This window comes from Roseateles terrae, from assembly GCF_014192155.1.
Classification (GTDB): Bacteria; Pseudomonadota; Gammaproteobacteria; order Burkholderiales; family Burkholderiaceae_C; genus Roseateles; species Roseateles terrae.
The window spans coordinates 550,474-570,635 of the sequence record NZ_JACHXO010000002.1 but is presented as its reverse complement, the minus strand read 5'-3'; the positions used below and the strand labels follow the sequence as shown (position 1 = coordinate 570,635).

Annotated in this window: 14 protein-coding genes and 1 tRNA gene; 8 read left to right on the top strand and 7 right to left on the bottom strand. The window is 66.3% G+C overall.

The window, feature by feature from the left end:
• Positions 1-138 precede the first annotated feature (138 nt).
• Positions 139-1,590 carry a S41 family peptidase gene (locus FHS28_RS08920; RefSeq protein ID WP_088450478.1) on the bottom strand — a complete coding sequence of 484 codons (1,452 nt, stop codon included), beginning with the start codon at positions 1,588-1,590 and terminating at the stop codon, positions 139-141.
• 294 nt (positions 1,591-1,884) lie between these two features.
• Here FHS28_RS08920 and FHS28_RS08915 point away from each other — a divergent pair.
• The 5 genes from FHS28_RS08915 to FHS28_RS08895 all read left to right on the top strand — a co-directional run bounded on the left by FHS28_RS08915 (position 1,885) and on the right by FHS28_RS08895 (position 5,463).
• Positions 1,885-1,959: transfer RNA gene (locus FHS28_RS08915), tRNA-Arg, on the top strand.
• Between the two features lie 37 nt (positions 1,960-1,996).
• Positions 1,997-2,362: a hypothetical protein gene (locus FHS28_RS08910; protein WP_088450476.1), complete on the top strand. Its 366-nt coding sequence runs from the start codon at positions 1,997-1,999 to the stop codon at positions 2,360-2,362.
• A 62-nt stretch (positions 2,363-2,424) separates the two neighbouring features.
• Positions 2,425-3,408 carry a hypothetical protein gene (locus tag FHS28_RS08905; protein ID WP_184294421.1) on the top strand — a complete coding sequence of 328 codons (984 nt, stop codon included), beginning with the start codon at positions 2,425-2,427 and terminating at the stop codon, positions 3,406-3,408.
• 76 nt (positions 3,409-3,484) lie between these two features.
• Positions 3,485-4,186, top strand: a complete 702-nt coding sequence (locus tag FHS28_RS08900; protein ID WP_246409762.1) for a YceI family protein — start codon at positions 3,485-3,487, stop codon at positions 4,184-4,186.
• Between the two features lie 344 nt (positions 4,187-4,530).
• Positions 4,531-5,463, top strand: a complete 933-nt coding sequence (locus FHS28_RS08895) for a DUF2968 domain-containing protein (protein WP_184294419.1) — start codon at positions 4,531-4,533, stop codon at positions 5,461-5,463.
• Positions 5,464-5,515: 52 nt separating this feature from the next.
• Here the strand turns inward: FHS28_RS08895 and FHS28_RS08890 are convergent, their stop codons facing one another.
• From FHS28_RS08890 to FHS28_RS08865, 6 genes are all read right to left on the bottom strand, one after another.
• Positions 5,516-10,201, bottom strand: a complete 4,686-nt coding sequence (locus FHS28_RS08890) for a translocation/assembly module TamB domain-containing protein (protein WP_088450468.1) — start codon at positions 10,199-10,201, stop codon at positions 5,516-5,518.
• The gene (locus FHS28_RS08885; protein WP_184294417.1) at positions 10,198-12,042 is read right to left on the bottom strand and encodes an autotransporter assembly complex protein TamA; all 1,845 of its coding nucleotides are present in this window, start codon (positions 12,040-12,042) and stop codon (positions 10,198-10,200) included. Before FHS28_RS08885 ends, FHS28_RS08890 begins: the two co-directional genes overlap by 4 nt.
• 44 nt (positions 12,043-12,086) lie before the next feature.
• Positions 12,087-13,268, bottom strand: coding sequence for a vWA domain-containing protein (locus FHS28_RS08880; protein ID WP_088450464.1), 1,182 nt, complete (start codon positions 13,266-13,268; stop codon positions 12,087-12,089).
• Between the two features lie 33 nt (positions 13,269-13,301).
• Positions 13,302-15,428 (bottom strand): S9 family peptidase, encoded by a 2,127-nt coding sequence (locus tag FHS28_RS08875; protein WP_088450462.1) that lies wholly within the window; start codon positions 15,426-15,428, stop codon positions 13,302-13,304.
• A 103-nt stretch (positions 15,429-15,531) separates the two neighbouring features.
• Positions 15,532-16,149, bottom strand: a complete 618-nt coding sequence (locus FHS28_RS08870) for a GNAT family N-acetyltransferase (RefSeq protein WP_088450460.1) — start codon at positions 16,147-16,149, stop codon at positions 15,532-15,534.
• Between the two features lie 4 nt (positions 16,150-16,153).
• Positions 16,154-16,996: an AAA family ATPase gene (locus tag FHS28_RS08865; RefSeq protein WP_088450458.1), complete on the bottom strand. Its 843-nt coding sequence runs from the start codon at positions 16,994-16,996 to the stop codon at positions 16,154-16,156.
• An 86-nt stretch (positions 16,997-17,082) separates the two neighbouring features.
• On the opposite strand from FHS28_RS08865, the gene FHS28_RS08860 reads away from it, so the two are divergent.
• The 3 genes from FHS28_RS08860 (at position 17,083) to FHS28_RS08850 (ending at position 20,122) form a co-directional block, all read left to right on the top strand.
• Entirely contained in the window at positions 17,083-17,808 is a 726-nt protein-coding gene (locus tag FHS28_RS08860; protein ID WP_088450456.1) for a c-type cytochrome, read from the top strand.
• Positions 17,809-17,979: 171 nt separating this feature from the next.
• Positions 17,980-19,266, top strand: coding sequence for a cyclic di-GMP phosphodiesterase (locus FHS28_RS08855; protein WP_088450454.1), 1,287 nt, complete (start codon positions 17,980-17,982; stop codon positions 19,264-19,266).
• 4 nt (positions 19,267-19,270) lie between these two features.
• Positions 19,271-20,122 (top strand): urease accessory protein UreD, encoded by an 852-nt coding sequence (locus tag FHS28_RS08850; protein WP_088450452.1) that lies wholly within the window; start codon positions 19,271-19,273, stop codon positions 20,120-20,122.
• The last annotated feature ends 40 nt before the right edge of the window (positions 20,123-20,162 follow it).

Here is a 20,162-nt window from a genome sequence, read left to right as displayed (position 1 = left end):
CCCAGAGGGCCGCAAAAAAGGCCCCCGAAGGGCAGACAAAGAAGAAGGGCCCCGAAGGGCAGACAAAGAAGAAGGGCCCCGAAGGGCCCTTGTCTACCAGCCAGCGCGACGCGCTGACACCAATCCTTCCGCGGACGATCAGTCCTTGGAGGTCTTGGCCTCCGCCTTGCGCTCCACCGCGGACTTGGACACCACCACCGGCTTGCCCTTGAGCTGGTTCAGCGCCTGCTGCAGCGGGAAGTCCTCATTGCTGCCGAACTCCGGCAGCGGCTTCAGCGGTTCGCCGCGCTTGGCATATTCGGCTTCCAGCTTCTGGCGACGCTCCTCACGCAGCTTCTCCAGTTCCTTCACCCGGGCGTCGTCCGCCTTCTCGTTCGATCCGGCCAGATGCTTTTCCAGGTCGGCTTCGCGCATGCGCAGCTCGGCGAAGACATTGCCTTCCGCCGTCTCGTCCAGCGCCACGTCTGGCACGATGCCCATCGCCTGGATCGAGCGGCCGCTCGGCGTGTAGTAGCGCGCCGTCGTCAGCTTCACCGCCGTGTCCGGACCCAGCTGGCGCACCGTCTGCACCGAGCCCTTGCCGAAGGTCTGCGCACCCATCACCGTGGCACGCTTGTGGTCCTGCAGTGCCCCGGCGACGATCTCGCTCGCCGAAGCCGAGCCCTCGTTCACCAGCACGACCAGCGGCACATTCTTCAGCGCGTCCGGCAGCTTGCGCAGCGGATCACCGGAACCACGACGGGCATAGAACTCGGGATTGGCCTTGTAGCTGGCCTTCGATTCCGCGATCTGGCCGTTGGTGGACACCACTTCCACGTCCTTCGGCAGGAAGGCCGCAGAAATGGCCACCGCGCCTTCCAGCAGGCCGCCCGGGTCGTTGCGCAGGTCCAGCACCACGCCCTTGATCTTCGGGTCCTGCTTGTAGAGGTCGGTCACCTTCTGGGTGAAGTCTTCCACCGTGCGGTCCTGGAACTGGCTCACCCGAACCCAGGCATACCCCGGCTCAACCAGCTTGGCCCGCACCGACTGCACGCGGATTTCTTCGCGGGTGATCGTCAGCGGGAAGGTGCGGCTCTCCGACTTGCGGTAGATGGTCAGCGAGACCTTCGTATTGGGCTCGCCGCGCATGCGCTTGACGGCCTGGTCCAGGGTCAGGCCCTTGACTGCCGTGTCGTCGATCTTGCTGATCAGGTCACCGCTCTTGAGGCCGGCGCGGAAGGCGGGGGACCCTTCAATCGGGGAGACGATCTTGACCAGACCGTCTTCCATGCCGATTTCGATGCCCACGCCGACGAAGCGACCCGAGGTGCTCTCGCGGAATTCTTTGAAGCTCTTCTTGTCGAAGAACTGCGAATGCGGATCCAGGCCGGCCACCATGCCGGAGATGGCGTCATTGATCAGCTTCTTTTCGTCGACCGGTTCCACGTAGTCGGACTTGACGATGCCGAAGACCGCAGCCAGCTGCTGCAGCTCTTCCAGGGGCAGTGGCACAGCCGTGCTGCGCGCATTGGCCTGCAGCTGCATCGTGGTCAACACGCCGGCCATCGCTCCCAAAGCGACCCAGCCCGCAACTTTCAGTTTGGCGCCCATGATGCGAAAAATCCTTTTTGGTACAGCAGTGGCCGATCCGAGTGGCGCCATGCAGGCATGCCGGACACACTTCAGCCTTGTGCCAGTATAGGCCCGGGGCAAAATCCCGGCCCGGAGAGAGGGGGCGGTTTACCCCTTATTTACGAGCTTTCGTGAGGAGATGGCGCCCGCTGGGTTCCAGGGTTCCTGACTCATGTTCAAGCACCTCCGACCGCACCGGCGTTCGCAGATGGCAGGCAGCAGCTTTGAGTGGCTGTGGCCGTCCCAAGCCTTGAGGCACAATACCGCCCGCGTGGCCCTATGGTTCAATGGATAGCACAGCCCCCTCCTAAGGGGCAGATCCAGGTTCGATTCCTGGTGGGGCCACCACGCCTGCTCCCACGCCTGCTACCGCTTCCCCCGCGCCATGACGAGTGATCACTCGAAGACCCCCATCACCGCCCCTGGCACTGCGCCCGCCACGCCGGCGCGGGAAGAGCGCGGCGGCGTCCTCGGCTTTGCCCTCATCTGCGTGCTGGCCTTTGTCACGGTCGCGACCCTGCGGGCACCGGCAGCGACCAAGGATGTGGTGGTCGGCACCTACCTGATCACGTGGGGCTGCATGTTCATTGCGGCGTACTTCTTCAGCCACAAGACCTTCTTCCTGCGCGGCCTCCTGTGGTTCTGCACGCGGATGTCCTGCCCGTCCACACCGAAGATGGCGTTTTTCTACGGGTTCATGGCCATTGGCATGGGCACCGTCTCCATCCTCGCGGGCAACGGTTTGTTCTGAAACCGATCTGGATCTGCGCTAGGACGCGACGCAGGCCCCTCCGCATCAGGACCGTCCAGGCCATGCCCCGATCGCATTTGAGCCCCGCCGCCTGGGCCGACGTCTTCCAGGGCCAGGAGATCGTCGGTGTCGCCATCCGCAACCGCCATACGCTGCAGACCCTGTCCAGGCATGCCATGCCGCAGGATCAGGCCAGCCGTCTTCTGGATGGGCAGATTCCCACACGGGTGGCAACGATCTTCCTGAACGACTCTTCCGACGAAAACGTCGGCTTCCGGGATCTCTCCGGCATGACGCACCCTCGGCTGGGCGTGTCGCGCGCATCCTTCCATGATGGCGTCCTGGTGGCGTCAATGGACCGTGATGGCGATGTGTATCCCGTCGGCGGCGGCTTCGACGGGCCGTTCGAAAAGATCCACCCCGGTGGCTGGCCCGGCGTCCAGCGACTGCGTTGCATCGGGGACCAGACCTTTGCCGTCACATTGGCGCGAGGGCTTTATCAACGGGTGACGGTGGGCCAATGGGAACGCCTCCCGGGCATTCCTGTGTCCCGCCGGGAAGAAGAGCTGCAGGCCGCAGGCTTCCGAGATCTGGATGGGTTCTCCGCGGCCGAGATGTACGCCGTGGGCGGCCATGGGGACGTCTGGCGACTACACGCCGGCGAATGGCGCCAGATGGCGTTTCCGACCCGCGATGCATTGGCCACCGTGACCTGTGGCGGTGACGGGAACGTCTACATCACGGGGGAAGGCGGCAGCCTTTGGGTTGGTGAGCGCGGCACCTGGCGACGGCTGCATCAGGGCGACTCCGGCGTCCTCTGGAACGAGACGCGCTGGTTCAACGGCCAACTCTGGCTGGCCTCGGACGATCGGCTCCGGGTCTGGGACGGGTCCAGACTCCTGGCGCCGGAGCATGCGGGCATTCCCATCCTTGCATCCGGCCATCTGGATGCCCATGATGGGCTGTTGGCCGTGGCGGACCTCTGGACGGTCTCGACGTTTGATGGCCACAGCTGGCGCCAGGTGGTGACACCCTTCAAAGACTGAGGGGCGACAGGCCTCCCTGCGCAAGCGCACGCCGCCACGCGCGTTGTTCCAACACCCAACTCCGCAAGGATTGCCGATGAAATCGTTGTCGTTCATGTTCGCTCGAACCTCTGCCGCCGCCACGGTCGCGTCTTTGTCCGCCGCCCCGGCCGCTGTGGCCGCTGCCGTGCGGTCGGCCCGGGCGGCTGCCCGCAATATCCCCCTCACGCCGGCCCGCCTGTTGATCCTGGGCGCCGCGCTGCTGTCTTCGGCCGCCCACGCCGCGGCGGTGACCTACGACATCGACCCCTCCCACACCTTTCCCAGTTTTGAAGCCGACCACATGGGCATGTCCTACTGGCGCGGCAAGCTGAACAGGAACGCTGGCACCATCGTCTACGACAAGGCGACGGGCACCGGGACGGTCGATATCCAGATGGAGCTGGCCAGCATCGATTTCGGTCTGGACGCCATGAACACCTGGGCCACCGGCAAGGACTTCTTCGATGTGGAGAAGCATCCCACGGCGACCTTCAAGGGTCGCCTGGATGGGGTGAAGGCCGGTGCCCCGACGCAAGTGGTGGGTGAGCTGACCCTCAATGGCAAGACGCAGCCAATGACGCTCACGATCAATCAGCTCAAGTGCATGCCCCACCCCATGCTCAAGCGCGATTTCTGCGGGGCCGATGCTTCGGGCAGTTTCAATCGTGACGCTTTTGGGTTGAGTGCCGGCAAGGACTGGGGATTCAAGATGGATGTGAATCTGCGAATCCAGGTGGAGGCGGTGGCAAAGCCGTGAGCGAACCGGGGGCGGGACGGCGGTTCCGCGCTCGCTCCAATCGTTGTTTAAACACGGGTTTTGCGACGGCCGCTTACATTTCGGCGGGGCTTCTGTCCAAAATCGGATCTTGTCTTGCCCGACACTTCGGCGCCCCAAGATCCTCCTTGAACTGAAGCTCCGTCATGTTGCTGCTGCCACGCCCGCCTCGCTTGCGCGCGCGCCCCTTGTGGGCGGCCGTCGGGCGCCTGGCTGCAGCGTGTATGGTCCTGCTGGCGACTGAGCCCGTGCGCGCTGCTGAGGTCCAGCACCCCATCCAGGCACGGAAGTCCGGAGCGGCCAGCGGCGTGAACGGCGCGAATGGCATGAGTAGCGCGAATGGTGCGAATGGTGCGACGGCCGGCCTGGCCTCCGGCGTACGGGTCGCAGACGGCGCTTCAGCGGGCACGCGCCGGTCCGCCCAAGTGGAAGCCGCCAACATCGCCGAGCTGCGCAGCCGGATGAGCAGCCGCGATCTGGCCCTGCTGCGTCGTGCCGACATGGGCGACGCACGCATCGATGTGTGGTTGTATGCGCCCACCCGGCAGTATTACGTCAGTGTCTCCTTGCAGGGTGCCTTGCGACGCACCCTCAAACCCGTCAACGAAGCCGAAGCCTGGCTGAACTTCGACAGCTTCCGGCGCGTGGCCGCGCTGGGGGAGGTGGGGCGTCCGGTGTTGCTCGGGCAGATGACGGCTGCAACTAATGGCAGTGGCAGTGGCAATGGCAATGGCAATGGCAATGGCAATGGCAATGGCAGCGGGGCTTCATCCGGTGCATCGCCTGAAGGCGGCACCCGCCTGCCACCAGGTCAGGACCTCAAAAGCGTCCCTGTTCCGAAGGAACGACTCGCCGCCGCCAATGATGTGGACGACATGGATCTGGAGCAGGTCCGCCGCGCACGCGAGGCCGTGGCGTCCACCGCCGCTGTTCCCGTTGCAGCGACGGGCGCAATACCGGTCGCTCCGCCTGCCACCGCGCGTGCCGCTGCACCTGCAACTGCGCCTGCAACTGCGCCGGTGGCAGACACCTCGGCCGCAGTGGGCCAGGCGGTGGAGACCTTGAGACGGGAGCGCATCGGTGACGAAGTGGCTCGCCTGGTCTGGAGTGCGGATTCAGGGCAATTCACCGCCTCGCTCACCCGGGAGGGCCGGGTGGTGGGCATGCTTCGCAGCCCCGATCGGCGGGTGGCCCTCGCCGCCTTCGACGACATGGTCAGTCAGTCCCGGGCACGCGCCGTGGCCAGCGCGGCCCACTGAGCGATCCACCGGCCGCCATCCATTTGCAGCAAACTGCAGGGATCCCGCCCGCTTATTCCCACTTCCAGATCCAGATCAGATCCAGCCCCTGCTGGTCTTCGCCGGCCTGCGCCCGCAAGGTGAATCGCTGGGCCAGCTTGTAGATGAGCTGCCAGTTGCCGGTCGTGGCATTGAGCCCGCGCTCATAAGCGACGAACACCCCGCGGCTGATCTGTTTGCCCAGACGCACCACCGTGCCCCGGGCGTCATCGCCTTCGCCACTGAAGGACAGCTCATCCAGCCCGATGCGGTGAATCAGCTTGTCGCTGGCGCTTTCGCCGTCGCCGCTGATCAGCGCCATCGCCGCGCGCTGCATCAGTGCCGTGTCGCTGCGACCGAGGTTGTCCGGAGACCGTCCCAGCACCAGCCATGACAGCTTGTTGGTTTCGCTCATGTCCGGGTCGGAATAGAGCTTGATGCGCGGGTTGGATGCCGTGCCCGTCACCGTCACGCCCACCCGCACATCGTCGCTTTCCAGCCCGGCGCGGATGGCCAGCACGTCCAACCGGGGATTGTCCAGCGGGCCCACAAAGGTGAAGATGCCACGCTCCACATCCAGCTTCTGTCCATACGCATTGAAGGTGCCGCCTTCGCTGCGCACTTCGCCTTCCAGGGTCGGTTTCACCTGCCCGTCCTGGGCCAGGTGCAAGGCGCCGCGGACGCGGGTGTCGATGCCGTAGCCGCGCAGCTGCAGGCGGCGACCCAGCTCCACATCCACATCCAGCTTCACCCGCAGCGGCTTGCCGTTGATCTCAGTCTTGACCGGCGCGTTCTGGCGCACCACCTGCACGTCGCTGTCGAGCTGCGGGGCGTCGCCGCGGGAGAAGTCGAACAGCCCTTCATTGATCACAAACCGGCCCTTGAGGTCCAGCAACTGCGCTTGGGCATTGATCTGGGCCGATCCGCTGGCCACCACCCGGCGGTCCACCCGCTGCAGCAGCGCAAAGGTGTCTGCGGTGAGGGTCAGCTGTGCGCTCGGATCGCGGCCGAAGCGCACATCTCCCTGCGCACTGATCTGGCCATTGCCGCCCTTGGCGGTGAAGCTTTCCAGCTTGGCCTGGGTGCCGGTCATGGTCATGGCCAGCGCGCCATTGTTCATGTCGACGCCCATCAACGCATTGCGCAGCGAGAGCTTCTGTCCGCCGATCTGTCCTCGCACCTCCGGCGCGCCGAGCGTGCCGGCCAGGCTGATGGACGCATGCAGACTGCCGCCCAGACGCCAGCCCGCCGGCACCCAGGGACCCCAGTTGCCGAGGTTGTCCACCTGGGATTCGATCGCGCCTTCCAGCCGCGCGTCCTTGTCCGGCAGGTCCAGTGGGTTGTTCATGCGGAAGGTCACCGCACCGCCCACCGCACCCATGTTCTGGCCGGCCACCCCTTGTACCAGGTGCCAGACGCCGCGATCGGCCTGGACGCCGAGGCGCAGGTCGGTCAGCCCCAGTCGCTGGGTGCTGACTTCATCGGTCACCGTCAGGTCGCCGGTGGTGCGCGCGACCAGGAAGTCGATGAACAGATTGCGTGCATCGCGCCGGCTGTTGAAGTGTCCCTCGATGCGCAGATCGCCGCCCCAGCCGAAGTCCGGTTGCAGTCGCGCCAGCGCCGGTGCCGCGGCAAGGGGTTCCAGGTCGGCCTGCAGGTCCCAGTCGGACGGAGACTGCCAGGCCATGCGGGTCCAGCGGATGCCGGCGCCCAGCACCTCCAGCCGACCCGGCGCCATGCTGGCCTGACCGACCTGCAGTTGCGGCTCCAGCCGCACCGTGGCCGTCAGCGGACCAGCCTTGAGCAGCGGGTCGGTGACCTGATTGGCTCGGAGCTTGAGCAGCAGATCCCGCGCCTGCCATTGGCCGCCCTGTCGCCAGGCAACGAGCGGGTCGGTGTCCAGGCCGCCCAGCAGCGAGATCTGCGCCTGGGCGCCCTTGGCATCCAGCTGCAGGCCGCTCACCACCACGCCACTGGCGGCGGCAGCGCGGGAGACGACCTTGCTGTTGGTCGGCGCGGTGAGGATCGGGGGCAGGGGCAGGCGGCCCTGTGTGTCCAGGGTGAGCTTGTGCTGAGCCCAACTGCCCTGCAGGTTGAGTGCGGCGTCTTCCAGCTGGATCTGGGCCGGGGCGACGCGCAATTGCTTGAGCTGGGTGGTCCACAGCAGTTTGGCGTCCCGCAGGCTGGAGAGCGACCAGACGCCGCTGCCACTGGCCAGCTGGATCGGCGCGAGGCTGCCCGCGCCCGCCAGGCCGGCGTTGGGGTTGACGTTGGCTGCGGTTCCCGCGCCGGCGGAGGCCCGGTTCACGGTTGTGCCCGCGCTGCGGCCGGCCGTCACCCCGGGCGAGGGGGGAACGACGTTGCCGCTGCTGTCACTGTTGCTGCTGTTGCCGCGGCCGAGCGCCGTGGTGCGCGGGGCGGATCCATCCGCCGGGGCGGCGGCATTCACCGGCTTGCCGCTGAGGTCGGGGGTGCGGCCCCGCGAGGAGGCGCCAGCGCTTGCCGTGTTGGGTCCCAGGCTCGGCGCACGCGCAGAGACGGTCGGCATGCCTGCGACCCCGCCCAGGGCGAAGCCCTGCAGGTCCCACTTGCCATCGCTGCTGTAGACCGCCTGGCGGGTGCCGGGGCGGACCAGCTGCACCGTCGTAGACGCGGTGAACGCGCCTTGCACCGTGGCGGTCGGCCACTGGCTGCGCAGCAGAGGTTGAAGGCTGGTGAGACTGGGCGCGGCCAGTTCAATGGCCAGGTTCACCTGCTCGCCCCCCTGGCGGAGCGCGGGATCGATACGGGTGCGGGCCTGTAGCGTCGCATCGGCGAGCCGCAGGTCCGCGCTCAGGTCCGGCGTGCCTGCGCCCTGGCGCGCATAGCGGACCTGGCCCTGCAATGGCAGGCCCTGCCAGACGCTGGGCTGCACCTCCAGCTGCGCCTGACCCTGCGGCCAAAGGCTGCCGCGCACCGACTGCAGTTTTGCTTGCAGTCGCCCGTTCAGGGTCTGGGCACCGGCGCCGCCCATCGGTCCGTCGAAGGCGGGAGCGACCGTGGGGGCACGCCCGGCCGCAGTACCGGGGCCCGTGTCGCGCGCAGGGGCCACCGCACGGTCGCGGGCCGCCCCACGAACCGCGCCACCACCCGCAACGCGGGTGTTGCCCGGGGTCGCCGTGCTGCGGACCGCCGAGGCGCCACCGGCCTGCAGTCGCCGCAGATCCAGCCCTTGCACACTCGCATTGAGCTCGGTCTGCCAACCGCCGCTCAGGGACAGCGCGTCGGTCAAGCTCAGCTCGCCCGTGGCTTTCACCACCGCCGGGCCGGACGTCGCTTCGAAGGCGTTCAGCACCACCGATTGGCGCTTCAGATCAGCATCCAGCACCACCTCGAGCGGCGCCTGCCACTGACCCTGGCCCAGACGTCCCTGCAACTGGCCGTCCACCTGCAATGCCTCGTCGGCAGAGGCGCCGGTCAGCCCGGCCTTCGTCCGCAGCTTCACCGTTCCGCGGGCCTGGACCAGCGGCCAGTCTGCATGCCACTGCCGACTGTCCAGTCCGTCCAGCTGCAGCGTCAGCACCGATCCGTCCTTGGCGCTGGTCTGGCCGCTGGCTTCCAGACGGCCGCCGCCGCTGAGCTTCGCGTCCAGTTGGGGCAGGCGCAGCCGCGTCCAGTTGGCCGGGTCGAGCAGGGCTTCCAGCGTCACGGACTGAACCGGAATGCGGTCCTGGTCCAGCCGGCCGGCTTCCGTGTTGGCCAGATCCGCCTTCAATGTCAGGGACTGATCCTTGGTGGGCGTGAGCAGCACGCGGCCGGTGAGACCGGTGTGCGGGACGCCCGCGTCCGGCAGCAGGGCGGCGAGGTTGAGGTCTTTGGCATCCGTCTCGAGCCGGGCCAGCGCGAAGGGGGCAAAGGGCTGCACCTGGGCGGCCACCTGCAGCTTCTGCTTCGCCGCTTCCAGTTGCCCTTGCAGGTTCAGATCGCGCAGCGGGCCCTTCAGCTGGAAGGGCGCTGTCCACGGCAACTGCCCTTGCGGCTGGCTGAGCCGCCAGTCGCTGCTCAGAGCCAGATCGCCCTGGGTGCGGATGCGGGCCTGCCCGGTCAGGGTGAGCATCTGCCATTGCAGGGCACGCACCACCACCTGATGGGCCTGACCGCCGTCCGCGCCGAGGAGGGCCTGACCGCGAAGACCCTTGAGCGGCTGTGCCAGTCCGCTGACCCACAGCTCCCCCACCTCCAGGTCGGCGATGTTCAGCGCCACCGGACTGACCAGAGAGGCCGGCGGCTGCGGTGCGCCGGTGCTCGGCGACGGCGCCATCTGCACCCGCAGCCGCGCAACGGCCAGCCGGTCCGCCTGCAGCTCACCCCACAGCAGCGGCGAGCGGTTCCAGACGAGGCGCAGTCCGCGCCATTGCAACTGCTCCAGCACGATGCGGTCTTCACTGCCCGGCAGGACCAGCTCCGCGCGTTCGACATCAAAGTCGCCCAGCAGCGGGCCGTGCGCATTCTGCAGGGTCAGCCCGGGCACCTTGGACAGGACCCAGGCCGATCCCCGTTCCGTCTTGAGTCCCCAGGTCAGGCCGAGCACGATCAGCCCGATCAGCACAGGCACGGCCAACAGGACCCACATCAGGCCCCGGGCAGCTCGACGGCGGCGGCTGGGGTTGGGCGTTGCGGTGTCGGCGCCGGCAGGCGAGGCACTGCCCTCCGGGCGCTGGGAATCCTGCGGCTCACTCATAGGGCAATGGCCACACTGAAGTGGAATCGGTATTTGTCGGCCAGGTTGCCCTTGGCAAAGTCCATGCGCAGCACGCCCACCGGGCTGCGATACCGCAGGCCGGTGCCGATGGCATAAGCGGGCTTGTAGCCGCCCCAGTTCTGGGCTGCCTGACCCGCGTCAATGAAGACGGCGCCCATCAGCTGCGGGATCTTGGGCGTGAGCGGATGCGAGACTTCCATGCTGCCGTCCAGCAGCACCCGGCCGCCCGTCTGGTTGCCGTTGGAGTCCAGCGGCCCCAGTTCGTTGTAGCCATAGCCGCGAACCGTGTCGTCACCGCCAGTGCGAAAGCGCAGGGCTTCCGGCAGGCCCAGCTTGCCCTTGGCCAGAATCTGACCCGCCTCCACACGGCTGGCGAACAGCCAGCGGCCCGGCAGCGGCGTGTACCAATAGAACTTGCCCACGGCCTTGCCGAACGGGCCATTGGGTTCGGTGTTGCTGCTGGCCCAGCCACCGCCGACCACGAGACTCGCGGTCCAGCCCTTGGACGGCAGCAGTTTGGAATCCACCCGGCGCCAGATGTTCTGCTGGTTCAGCGAGACGGCACCCGCCATGGTGGTGGTCACATTGGGCGCATGCTCCCAGGAGCGCAGCACCTCGACGTATTGCAGCCGGTCTTCCGGTTCCGTCTCCCGGGCATAACCGACCCGTCCCCGGAGGTTGACGTTGGTCTGGTCCCCCGACTTGAGCCGCTCGGCATAAAACGCCGCCAGGCTGCGCTGCATGTTGGGCTGCGGGTGGGAGCTGATTTCGGTGTCGATCGAGCTGTTGTCCCGGCCGAGGGTCAGCTTGGTGCGTTCGCGGATGTTCAGGCCGAAAGGCTTGCGGTGGGTGTGTTCAATCCCCACGGTGGGACCGTTGACGCTGTGATAACCGACGCTGGTGGTGACCTGCTGCCGCGCCGCTTCGCGCAGCTTGGCGGTGACCGGCACCTCCACCGTCTCGACGCCGGGCTCGGGGTTCACCAGTTCCGGATTGATCTCGACGCTGGCGCTGTCGAACAGCTGGGTACCGATCAGGCGTTCCTGGAAGTCCAGCAGCAGGCGCTCGTTGTAGGGGTCGTGTTCCTTGTAGCCGGCCAACCGCCGCACGGACGCCTCCGGCTGGTGCTTGAGACCCTCCACCTTCAGCTCGCCCAGGGTGAACAGGGGGCCGGTGTCCAGCGTGACGGCCAGATCGACCGTGTTCTCGTCGGCCAGCACCACCGCCTGGCTGTGCGTCATGCGGGCCAGCGGATAGCCCTGGGCACGGGCGCGGGTGAGCAGGGCATTTTTGGACGCAGCCCAGTCGCCCTGGCTGAAACCGGAATGGGGCGGCAGTTGCCAGCTCTGGTTGAGGGTGCGTTCCAGGGCCACGGCGAGCTTGTCACCGCGCTCGGCCATCGCCCGAAGCGGTCCTTCGATCCGCAGGTCGAGGCCGCCGACCAGCGCGCGGGGGCCGGTCTCGACCACCAGTTTCAGGTTGCGCACGCCGTCGCTGAGGTCGCCGATTTCTTCGGTGCGCACCTTGGCATTGAAATAGCCGGCGGTTTCCAGCAGCTGCCGGGCCTGTTCCGGCGCGACGGCCGCCAGTCGGCGCAGTTCGGCGGCGGTGAGCGCCTGGTCGTCCGGCGTGTCGCGGAAGCGGGCCAGATCGAGATGGGTCAGCAGCAGCGAACGCAGCTCCGGCGGCGCGTCGATGGTCAGCTCATAGGCCTCGATGCGGCGACGGTCCACCAGCGTGCTGCCTTCCGGCAGTTCGGTGGGCGCGGCGACCTTGAGCTGGGCCTTGTTGTCCGATCCCAGCAGGGCACAACCGCTCAACGAACTTCCAAGGGCCGCTACCAGGGACAGAACCAGCCAGCTCTTCATCGGTTGAGCACACGCATCGCCTGTTCGAGGCCGCTCATGGTCAGCGGCATCATGCGCTGCTGCATGAGCTGCTGGATCAGCGCGATGCTCTGGCGGTACTGCCACACACCCGCCGGCTCGGGATTGATCCATACGTGTTTCGGGAAGGCTTGCGTCAGCCGCTGCAGCCAGGCAGCACCGGCTTCTTCGTTGTTGTATTCCACGCTGCCACCGGGCTGAAGGATCTCGTAGGGGCTCATGGTGGCATCGCCCACGAAGATCAGCTTGTAGTCCCGGTTGTATTTGTGGAGGAGGTCCCAGGTGGAGGTCTTCTCGCTGAACCGGCGACGGTTGTTGCGCCACACGTGGTCATACACACAGTTGTGAAAGTAGAAGAACTCCAGGTGTTTGAACTCGCTCTTCACCGCGGAGAAGAGCTCTTCCACGCGGTGGACATGCTCGTCCATCGTGCCGCCCACATCCATGAGCAGCAATAACTTCACCTTGTTGTGACGCTCCGGCACCATGCGGATGTCCAGCATGCCGGCATTGGCCGCGGTCTTGTGGATGGTGTCGTCCAGGTCCAGCTCGAGTTCGGAGCCTTCCCGGGCAAAGCGGCGCAGGCGTCGCAGCGCCACCTTGATGTTGCGGGTGCCCAGTTCGATCTGGTCGTCGTAATCCTTGTAGGCGCGCTGTTCCCACACCTTCACCGCACTGCGCTGGCCGCCCGGGCCGCCAATGCGCACGCCGCGCGGGTTCACCCCGCCGTTGCCGAAGGGGCTGGTGCCGCCGGTGCCGATCCAGCGGTTGCCGCCCTCATGGCGTTCGTTCTGTTCCTGCAGGCGCTGCCGCAGGGTGTCCATCAGCTCGTCCCAGTCCATGGCCTTGAGCTGGGCCAGCTGCTCGGGGGTCAGTTCACGTTCCAGCTGGCGGGTCAGCCAGTCTTGCGGCAAGGTTTTGACCAGGTCGGTGATGAGCTCGACACCTTTGAAATAGGCGGCGAAGGCTCGGTCGAACTTGTCGAAGAGGGCCTCGTCCTTGACCAGCGTGGTCCGGGACAGCGAATAGAACTTGTCCACCGTCGGCCCGCCGTCGTCATCCAGCACGCCGGCGCGCAGGGCTTCGAGCAGGGTCAGGTACTCCTGGACGGAGACCGGAAGCCGGGCGGCGCGTAACGTGTAGAAGAACTGGATCAGCATGGTCCTCCCCCTGAACTGCAGGGCCTCAGGGCATTATCCATGCCGGGACTTCTTGGCCTTCCTGTCATGCCGTGCCAGCCAGCCAAAGAACTCTTCATACCAAAGCCGGCTGTTCTGTGGCTTCAAAATCCAGTGGTTCTCGTCCGGGAACCACAACAGCCGTGCATCGATTCCCCGCGCCTTGAGGGTGTTGTAGTACGCCAGCCCCTGCGCGTCCGGCACGCGATAGTCCATCCGGCCGTGGATGACCAGCGTCGGCGTGCTGAAGTGCTGCGCGAAATGGTGCGGACTCTGCGACGCCACCCGTGCCGGATCCTCCCAATACGTCGCGCCCAGCTCCTTGGCATGCCAGTGATAGGCGTCGTTGGCCACCATGGCTTGCCAGTCGTAGCAGCCGGCGTGGCACACATAGGCCTGATAACGGCCCGGCGCCACGTGACCATTCATCCAGGCCACCATGTAGCCACCATAACTGCCGCCCGCGGCAAACACACGCTTGCGGTCCGCCCAGGGCTGGGTCAGCAGCCAGTCCGTCGCAGCTTCGATGTCCTGCAGCTCCAGTTCGCCCCAGCGGTGGGTGATCGAGTCGAGGAAGGCGTGACCGAAGCTGGAGGAGCCATGGTAGTTGACGCAGGCCACCACATAACCCTGGGCCGCCATGACCTGATGATTCCAGCGCCAGTGCCAGCTGTCCCCAAAGGCGGTGTGAGGGCCGCCGTGGATGACATGCATCAGCGGATGCTTCTTGCGTTTGTCGAAATGGGGCGGGTAGATCAGCCACATCTGCACCGGGTCCCCCTGGGCCCCTTCCAGCCAGACTTCCTCATGGCGGCCTGCGGTGAGGCGATCCAGTGTGTCGTCGTTGAAGGTGTCGATACGGCGCAGCTGCTGTTCGTCGGCTTCCCCCTCGCGTTCCACCACGGAGACACGCGGGGGGAAAACCACGCTGTCGTGAAGGACCACGAGCGTGCCGGCCTCCAGCGCGAAGGCACCGGCATGTCCGCCCTCGAAGAGGACAAACGCCGTCAGCGTCTTGACGTCGAAGCGCCAGAGGTGACGTCGGCCTCGGTCCTCGGCCAGACACAGCACGCCCAGGTCGTCTTCATCCCATCGCAAGGGCGCCGATACATCGTGGTCCCAGTCCTCCGACAGCACTGCCCAGTTGCCGTGGGTGTCCAGCACCGCGATGTGGTGCGGCATGGTGTGCTTGTGGCCCTGATGGCTCGCCAGGAAGGCCAGGTGATGGCCCGCGTGGCTGTAGCACGGCGCCGTGAAGTCCCAGTCGCCGTCCTGCAGCAGCACCTGCACCCGGCCGCTGCGGACATCGATCTCGGCCAGGGCGTGGCGGTGGTCCAGAATCTTCGTTGGCGCCGGGTCAAAGCTGAACGCAATGCGGCGGCCGTCCGGGGAGATGTCGAAGGTGTCCGTGTCCGGCTCGGCGCGGCTGAGCTCGTAGTCGGTGCCCTCGAAGAGGTCGCGCACCCGGCCCGTCTCCAGGTCCAGCACATGCAGATGAGGCACACGGCCCATCGGCAGGGAATGATCCCAGAAGCGGTACAGCGATTCCTCAGTGACGTAGCCGGTCGCCTTGCGGTCCTTGTCTTCCTGATGGCGTGCCTGCTGCGCCGCTGCGCCCTTGCGGGTCGGGTCCACCCAGGAAATGAAGGCAATGCGACGGCCGTCCGGGAACCATTTAAAAGCCTCCACACCAAAAGGCAGATCCGTGACCCGCCGGGCCTCACCGCCATCGGGCGGAATGAGGTAGAGCTGGGCCGCATCGTCCTTGCTGCCGCCCTGGTCCCGGCGGGCAATGAAGGCAATGTCATTGCCGGTGGGGCTCCATTGCGGCTGGCCGTCCTTGTCGCCCGCCTGCGTCAGCCGGCGCGGTTCGCCCCCCAGCGTGGAAAGCAGCCATAGCGAGGTCTGGCCCCGGTTTTGCTCCATGTCGTAGCGGGTGACCGGCACCACCGCCTGCGCACCGTCCGGCGAAAGGCTCGGCGGGCCGACACGGTCCATGGCCCACAGGGTGTCAACGTCCAGCCCGGTGGCCTTCGACGTGGCTTTGGATGCACGGTCCTCATCACCTCTGGAGGCGCGGGTCGAAGCGCGGGTGGAAGCGGGGGTTGAGAGGCGGGTCGAAGCGCGGGGCAAGGAAGGCATGGAGGAACCTGTCGAGGATCTGGTCGAAGAACGGTTCGCGGCGCGCTTGGGCGGGCGCGGGGGAGGGGTCTTCATGGCGGACATCAGGCGTCTCGGCCACTTGTCAAAGTGCCTGGCGCGGTTTGTCGAGCTGCCATTGCAGGTGGTTGCGCACCGTCGGCCATTCGCTGGCGGTGATGCTGTAGACGCAGGTATCCCGCAAACTGCCATCGGGCAGACGTTGATGGGCCCGCAGGATGCCGTCCAGCTGCGCCCCCAGCCGCTCAATGGCGCGGCGGCTCTGCTGATTCAGGCGGTGAGTGCGCAGTTCCACGGCAATGCAGCCCAGGGTCTCGAAGGCATGACCCAGCAGCAGGCGTTTACATTGGGTGTTGAGCGCACTGCGCTGGCAACTGGCGCGTGTCCAGGTGGCACCAATCTCCACCCGCGCTTGCAAGGCGTCAATATGCAGAAAACTCGTCATGCCGGCCACGCGCCCCTGCGCATCAAAGACGGTGAAGGGATTCCATTCGCCGGCATCACGCAGGCGCAGGCGTCGGTCGATCTCTTCTGCCATGCGCTCGGGGGCCGGGACTGCGGTGTACCAGAGCTGATGCAGCTGGCCGTCCTGCACCGCATCGATCAGACCGTCCAGATGCTGGTGCGACAAAGGCTCCAGCCGGGCATGCGGGCCGGTCAGCGTGACCGGAGCGACAAAGGGGTTGGCGGGAACCTGGGGCATGCGATCAGCGGTTGCGGCTCTGCATATAGACCAGCTTCTCGAAGAGCGTCAGGTCTTGTTCGTTCTTGAGCAGGGCGCCCACCAGCGGCGGAATGGCGACCTGTTCATCCTGGGTCTGCAGCGCCTCCAGCGGAATGTCCTCCGCCAGCAGCAGCTTCAGCCAGTCGATCAACTCCGAGGTGCTGGGTTTTTTCTTCAGGCCCGGCAGCTTGCGCACGTCATAAAACGTTTTCAGGGCAGCCGCCAGCAGCTCTTTCTTCAGCTCGGGGAAGTGCACGTCCACAATGGCCTGCATCGTGTCCGCTTCGGGGAACTTGATGTAGTGGAAGAAACATCGGCGCAGGAAGGCGTCCGGCAGTTCCTTTTCATTGTTGGAGGTGATGAACACCAGCGGACGATGTTTGGCACGCACCCATTCGCGGGTTTCATACACATAGAACTCCATCCGGTCCAGCTCGCGCAGCAGGTCGTTCGGGAATTCAATGTCCGCCTTGTCGATCTCGTCGATCAGCAGCGCCACCGGCGTGTCCGACGCGAAGGCCTGCCACAGCGTACCCTGCACAATGTAATTGCGGATGTCCCGCACCTTGTCATCGCCCAGCTGGCTGTCCCGCAAACGGCTCACCGCGTCATATTCATACAGCCCCTGCTGCGCCTTGGTGGTGCTCTTCACATGCCACTGCAGCAGCGGCAGGTTCAATGCACGGGCCACTTCCTCGGCCAGCAGCGTTTTGCCGGTGCCCGGCTCCCCCTTGACCAGCAGCGGCCGCTGCAAGGTGATGGCGGCATTGACGGCCAGCATCAGGTCCGGAGTGGCGACGTAATCCTGGGTACCTTGGAATTTCATGGGCAGGTGTCTAGCGCAGAGAGTGAAAACCAGTATATAGGGGCCCCCCTAGGACCGACGGGCCCCAAATCGGGGAAGATGGGAGGATGAGAAGACAACTGCAGACATCCGTTGCGTTGGTGCTGGCTGGAAGTGCTTTTGTTGTTGCGGCTCAGACCTCTGCATCATCGCCAGCCCCGGCACCCGCCGCCGCGACCGCGGCCACCGCTACTGCGGCCACCGCCTCGGCGGGCACCGGCAAGTCCGTGCCCATCGAGAGCAAGGTGGCCATGTGCATTGGCTGCCACGGCATCCCGGGCTACCAGGGCACCTTCCCGGAGGTGTACAAGGTGCCGATGATCGCCGGGCAGAACAGCAAGTACCTGGCCTCCGCGCTCACGGCCTACGCCAAGGGCGACCGCAAGCACCCCACCATGCGGAGCATTGCCCAGTCCCTCTCCGACCAGGACATCACCGAGCTGGCGGGCTACTACGAGAAGCAGGCCCAGGTGCCCGCCGTCGCGGAGACCGTGGCCCCCCCGGCCGACATCAAGGCCCTGCTCGACAAGGGCGCCTGCGCCAGCTGTCACGGTGCCAACTTCAGCAAACCGATCGACGGCACCTATCCGAAGATCGCGGGGCAGCATCCCGACTATCTGTATGCCGCCCTGAAGGCCTACCAGACCGAAGGCAACCCTTACGTCGGCCGCGGCAACGCCATCATGGCGGCCCAGGTGAAGCAATTCAGTCACGCCGAACTGAAGTCTTTGGCGAAATATTTGGCAAGCTTGCCTGGCGAACTTCGCACCGTCCCCCAGTCCAAATTCCGCTGACCCCGAATTCGGTTAGATTTACCGATGGGTGCAGAACGCCCCTCGGGAACCCGGCCGGAAGAGCCGCCCTCGCAGGGCGGTTTTTTTTTGCGGTCATTTCGTTTTTGTAGGTCTTTCGGGGGCGCTTCACGAGGAGGGCGCCATACTGTGCTGCCTTGGTCGAAGCCTCCCATGCTTAAAAAGATTCCCACCGCTCAGGTCAGTTTAGGTATGTATCTGCATGGCCTCGAAGGGTCATGGCTGTCGCATCCGTTTTGGAAGACAAAGTTCGTCCTGACCGACCCGGCGGATGTGAAAGCGCTGCTGGCCAGCGGCGTGCCGTTCTGCTGGATCGATGCCTCCAAGGGCCTGGATGTGGGACAGAGCGCGCCGGAGCCGGCCCCCGCGCCTGCCGCCCCTGAACCGTCGCCGGCGCCCGCGGTCGCTGAGTCGCCCGAAGCGCCGGCGGGGTCCCCGCCCGAAGCCCCCGCTCTGGTCAAGTCCACCCCCAACCTGTCGCTCGACAAGCAGCCCGCCACCATGGGGGAAGAGATCGAACGTGCAGCGCAGGTGGTGAACAAGTCCAAGGAAGCGGTGATGAGCCTCTTCAACGAGGCGCGCCTGGGCAAGGCGGTGGATGCAGAGCAATGCCTGCCCCTGGTGGAAGAAGTGGCCAGCTCGGTGGCGCGCAACCCCTCGGCCCTGATCAGCCTGGCCCGGCTCAAGACCAAGGACGACTACACCTACATGCATTCGGTGGCCGTCTGCGCCCTGATGGTGTCGCTCTCCCGGCAGCTGGGCCTGGACGAAGCCACCACCCGCGAGGCGGGCCTGGCCGGTCTGCTGCATGACGTGGGCAAGATGGCGATGCCGCTGGATGTGCTGAACAAACCCGGCGCGCTGACCGACGCCGAGTTCGCCATCATGCGCGGCCATCCGACCCGGGGGTACGAGATGCTCAAGGACGGCTCCGCCGTGCCGCCCTCAGCGCTGGACGTGGCCCTGCACCATCATGAAAAGATGGATGGCACCGGCTACCCCGCCAAGCTGGCGGGGGAACAGATCACGCTGATGTCCCGCATGGGCGCCGTCTGTGACGTGTACGACGCCATCACCTCCAACCGCCCCTACAAGAACGCCTGGGACCCGGCCGCCTCGCTGGCGCGCATGGCGCAGTGGACCGGTCACTTCGACCCGCGGGTGTTCCAGGCCTTCGTCAAGTGCGTCGGCATCTATCCGGTGGGCACGCTGGTGAAGCTGCAATCCGGCCGGCTGGCCGTGGTGCTGGACCAGAACACCACCGCGCTGACCCAGCCCCGGGTGCGGGTGTTCTATTCGACGAAGTCGCAGATGCCGATTCCCACCCAGATTCTGGATCTCTCCTCCGCGAGTGCTGGGGACCGTATCGTCGGCCGCGAAGATCCGGCCACCTGGGGCTTCCAGCGGTTGGACGAACTCTGGCAAAAAGCGCCGACCTGATCCTGTGGAGACGCTTGCCCACAAGACCTGGCTCGCTCGCCTGAGCGCCGATTACCGCGTCGAGCGGGGTCGCTGCGTGGTGAGCCACGCGCATGAAGGGCCGCTGCGGCTGCTCAAAAGCCTGTATCCGGAAGGGGATGCGCTGTGCCACAGCGTGCTGGTGCATCCGCCCAGCGGACTGGTGGGCGGCGACACGCTGGACATCCAGCTGACGCTGGCGCCCGCCGCGCATGCGTTGATCACCACGCCGGGGGCCACCCGTTTTTATCGCAGCCCGCAGGGCGCCGTTGCGAAGCAGCGGGTCCATGCCCGTCTGGCGCCCGGCGCCCGACTCGAATGGCTGCCGCTGGAGGCCATTGCCTATCCAGGCTGCCAGGCGCTGAACGAAGCGAGCTTTGATCTGGCGCCCGGGGCGGAACTGCTGGCCTGGGACATCACCGCCCTGGGCCTGCCCGGCGCGGGTCAGCCGTTTGACCACGGGCGATTCACCCAGCATCTGGAACTCCCGGGCCACTGGCTGGAGCGGGGCGTGCTGGATGCGCAGGACGCCGTGCTGATGGACGGGCCGCTCGGCCTGGCCGGGCATCGGTGCCTGGGCACGCTGGTCTTTGCGGCGGGCGATGGTTTGTCGCGGGAGCGCCGAGAGGCGGCGCTGGACGCGGTGCGGGCGGTGATTGAGGCCGATCCGCTGCAGCGGCTGGCCGGCGCCACGGCAGCGCAGGACCGGGTGCTGGTCGTCCGCGCGGTCGGCCCGGTGGTGGAGCCGGTGGCGCAGCTGATGCGCGCCTGCTGGTCGGTGTGGCGTCACACCTTGTGGGGCCTCCCGGCCCAGGTGCCACGCCTCTGGTCGATGTGAGGTATTTCACATCCGAATGCCGCTCGGGCTGAAAAGCTCA

Excerpts from the sequence above, each read along its gene's own strand:
- FHS28_RS08920 (WP_088450478.1), bottom strand. The coding sequence starts at position 1,590 with ATGGGCGCCAAACTGAAAGTTGCGGGCTGGGTCGCTTTGGGAGCGATG.
- FHS28_RS08910 (WP_088450476.1), top strand. The coding sequence starts at position 1,997 with ATGACGAGTGATCACTCGAAGACCCCCATCACCGCCCCTGGCACTGCG.
- FHS28_RS08905 (WP_184294421.1), top strand. The coding sequence starts at position 2,425 with ATGCCCCGATCGCATTTGAGCCCCGCCGCCTGGGCCGACGTCTTCCAG.
- FHS28_RS08900 (WP_246409762.1), top strand. The coding sequence starts at position 3,485 with ATGAAATCGTTGTCGTTCATGTTCGCTCGAACCTCTGCCGCCGCCACG.
- FHS28_RS08895 (WP_184294419.1), top strand. The coding sequence starts at position 4,531 with ATGAGTAGCGCGAATGGTGCGAATGGTGCGACGGCCGGCCTGGCCTCC.
- FHS28_RS08890 (WP_088450468.1), bottom strand. The coding sequence starts at position 10,201 with ATGAGTGAGCCGCAGGATTCCCAGCGCCCGGAGGGCAGTGCCTCGCCT.
- FHS28_RS08880 (WP_088450464.1), bottom strand. The coding sequence starts at position 13,268 with ATGCTGATCCAGTTCTTCTACACGTTACGCGCCGCCCGGCTTCCGGTC.
- FHS28_RS08875 (WP_088450462.1), bottom strand. The coding sequence starts at position 15,428 with ATGCCTTCCTTGCCCCGCGCTTCGACCCGCCTCTCAACCCCCGCTTCC.
- FHS28_RS08870 (WP_088450460.1), bottom strand. The coding sequence starts at position 16,149 with ATGCCCCAGGTTCCCGCCAACCCCTTTGTCGCTCCGGTCACGCTGACC.
- FHS28_RS08865 (WP_088450458.1), bottom strand. The coding sequence starts at position 16,996 with ATGAAATTCCAAGGTACCCAGGATTACGTCGCCACTCCGGACCTGATG.
- FHS28_RS08860 (WP_088450456.1), top strand. The coding sequence starts at position 17,083 with ATGAGAAGACAACTGCAGACATCCGTTGCGTTGGTGCTGGCTGGAAGT.
- FHS28_RS08855 (WP_088450454.1), top strand. The coding sequence starts at position 17,980 with ATGCTTAAAAAGATTCCCACCGCTCAGGTCAGTTTAGGTATGTATCTG.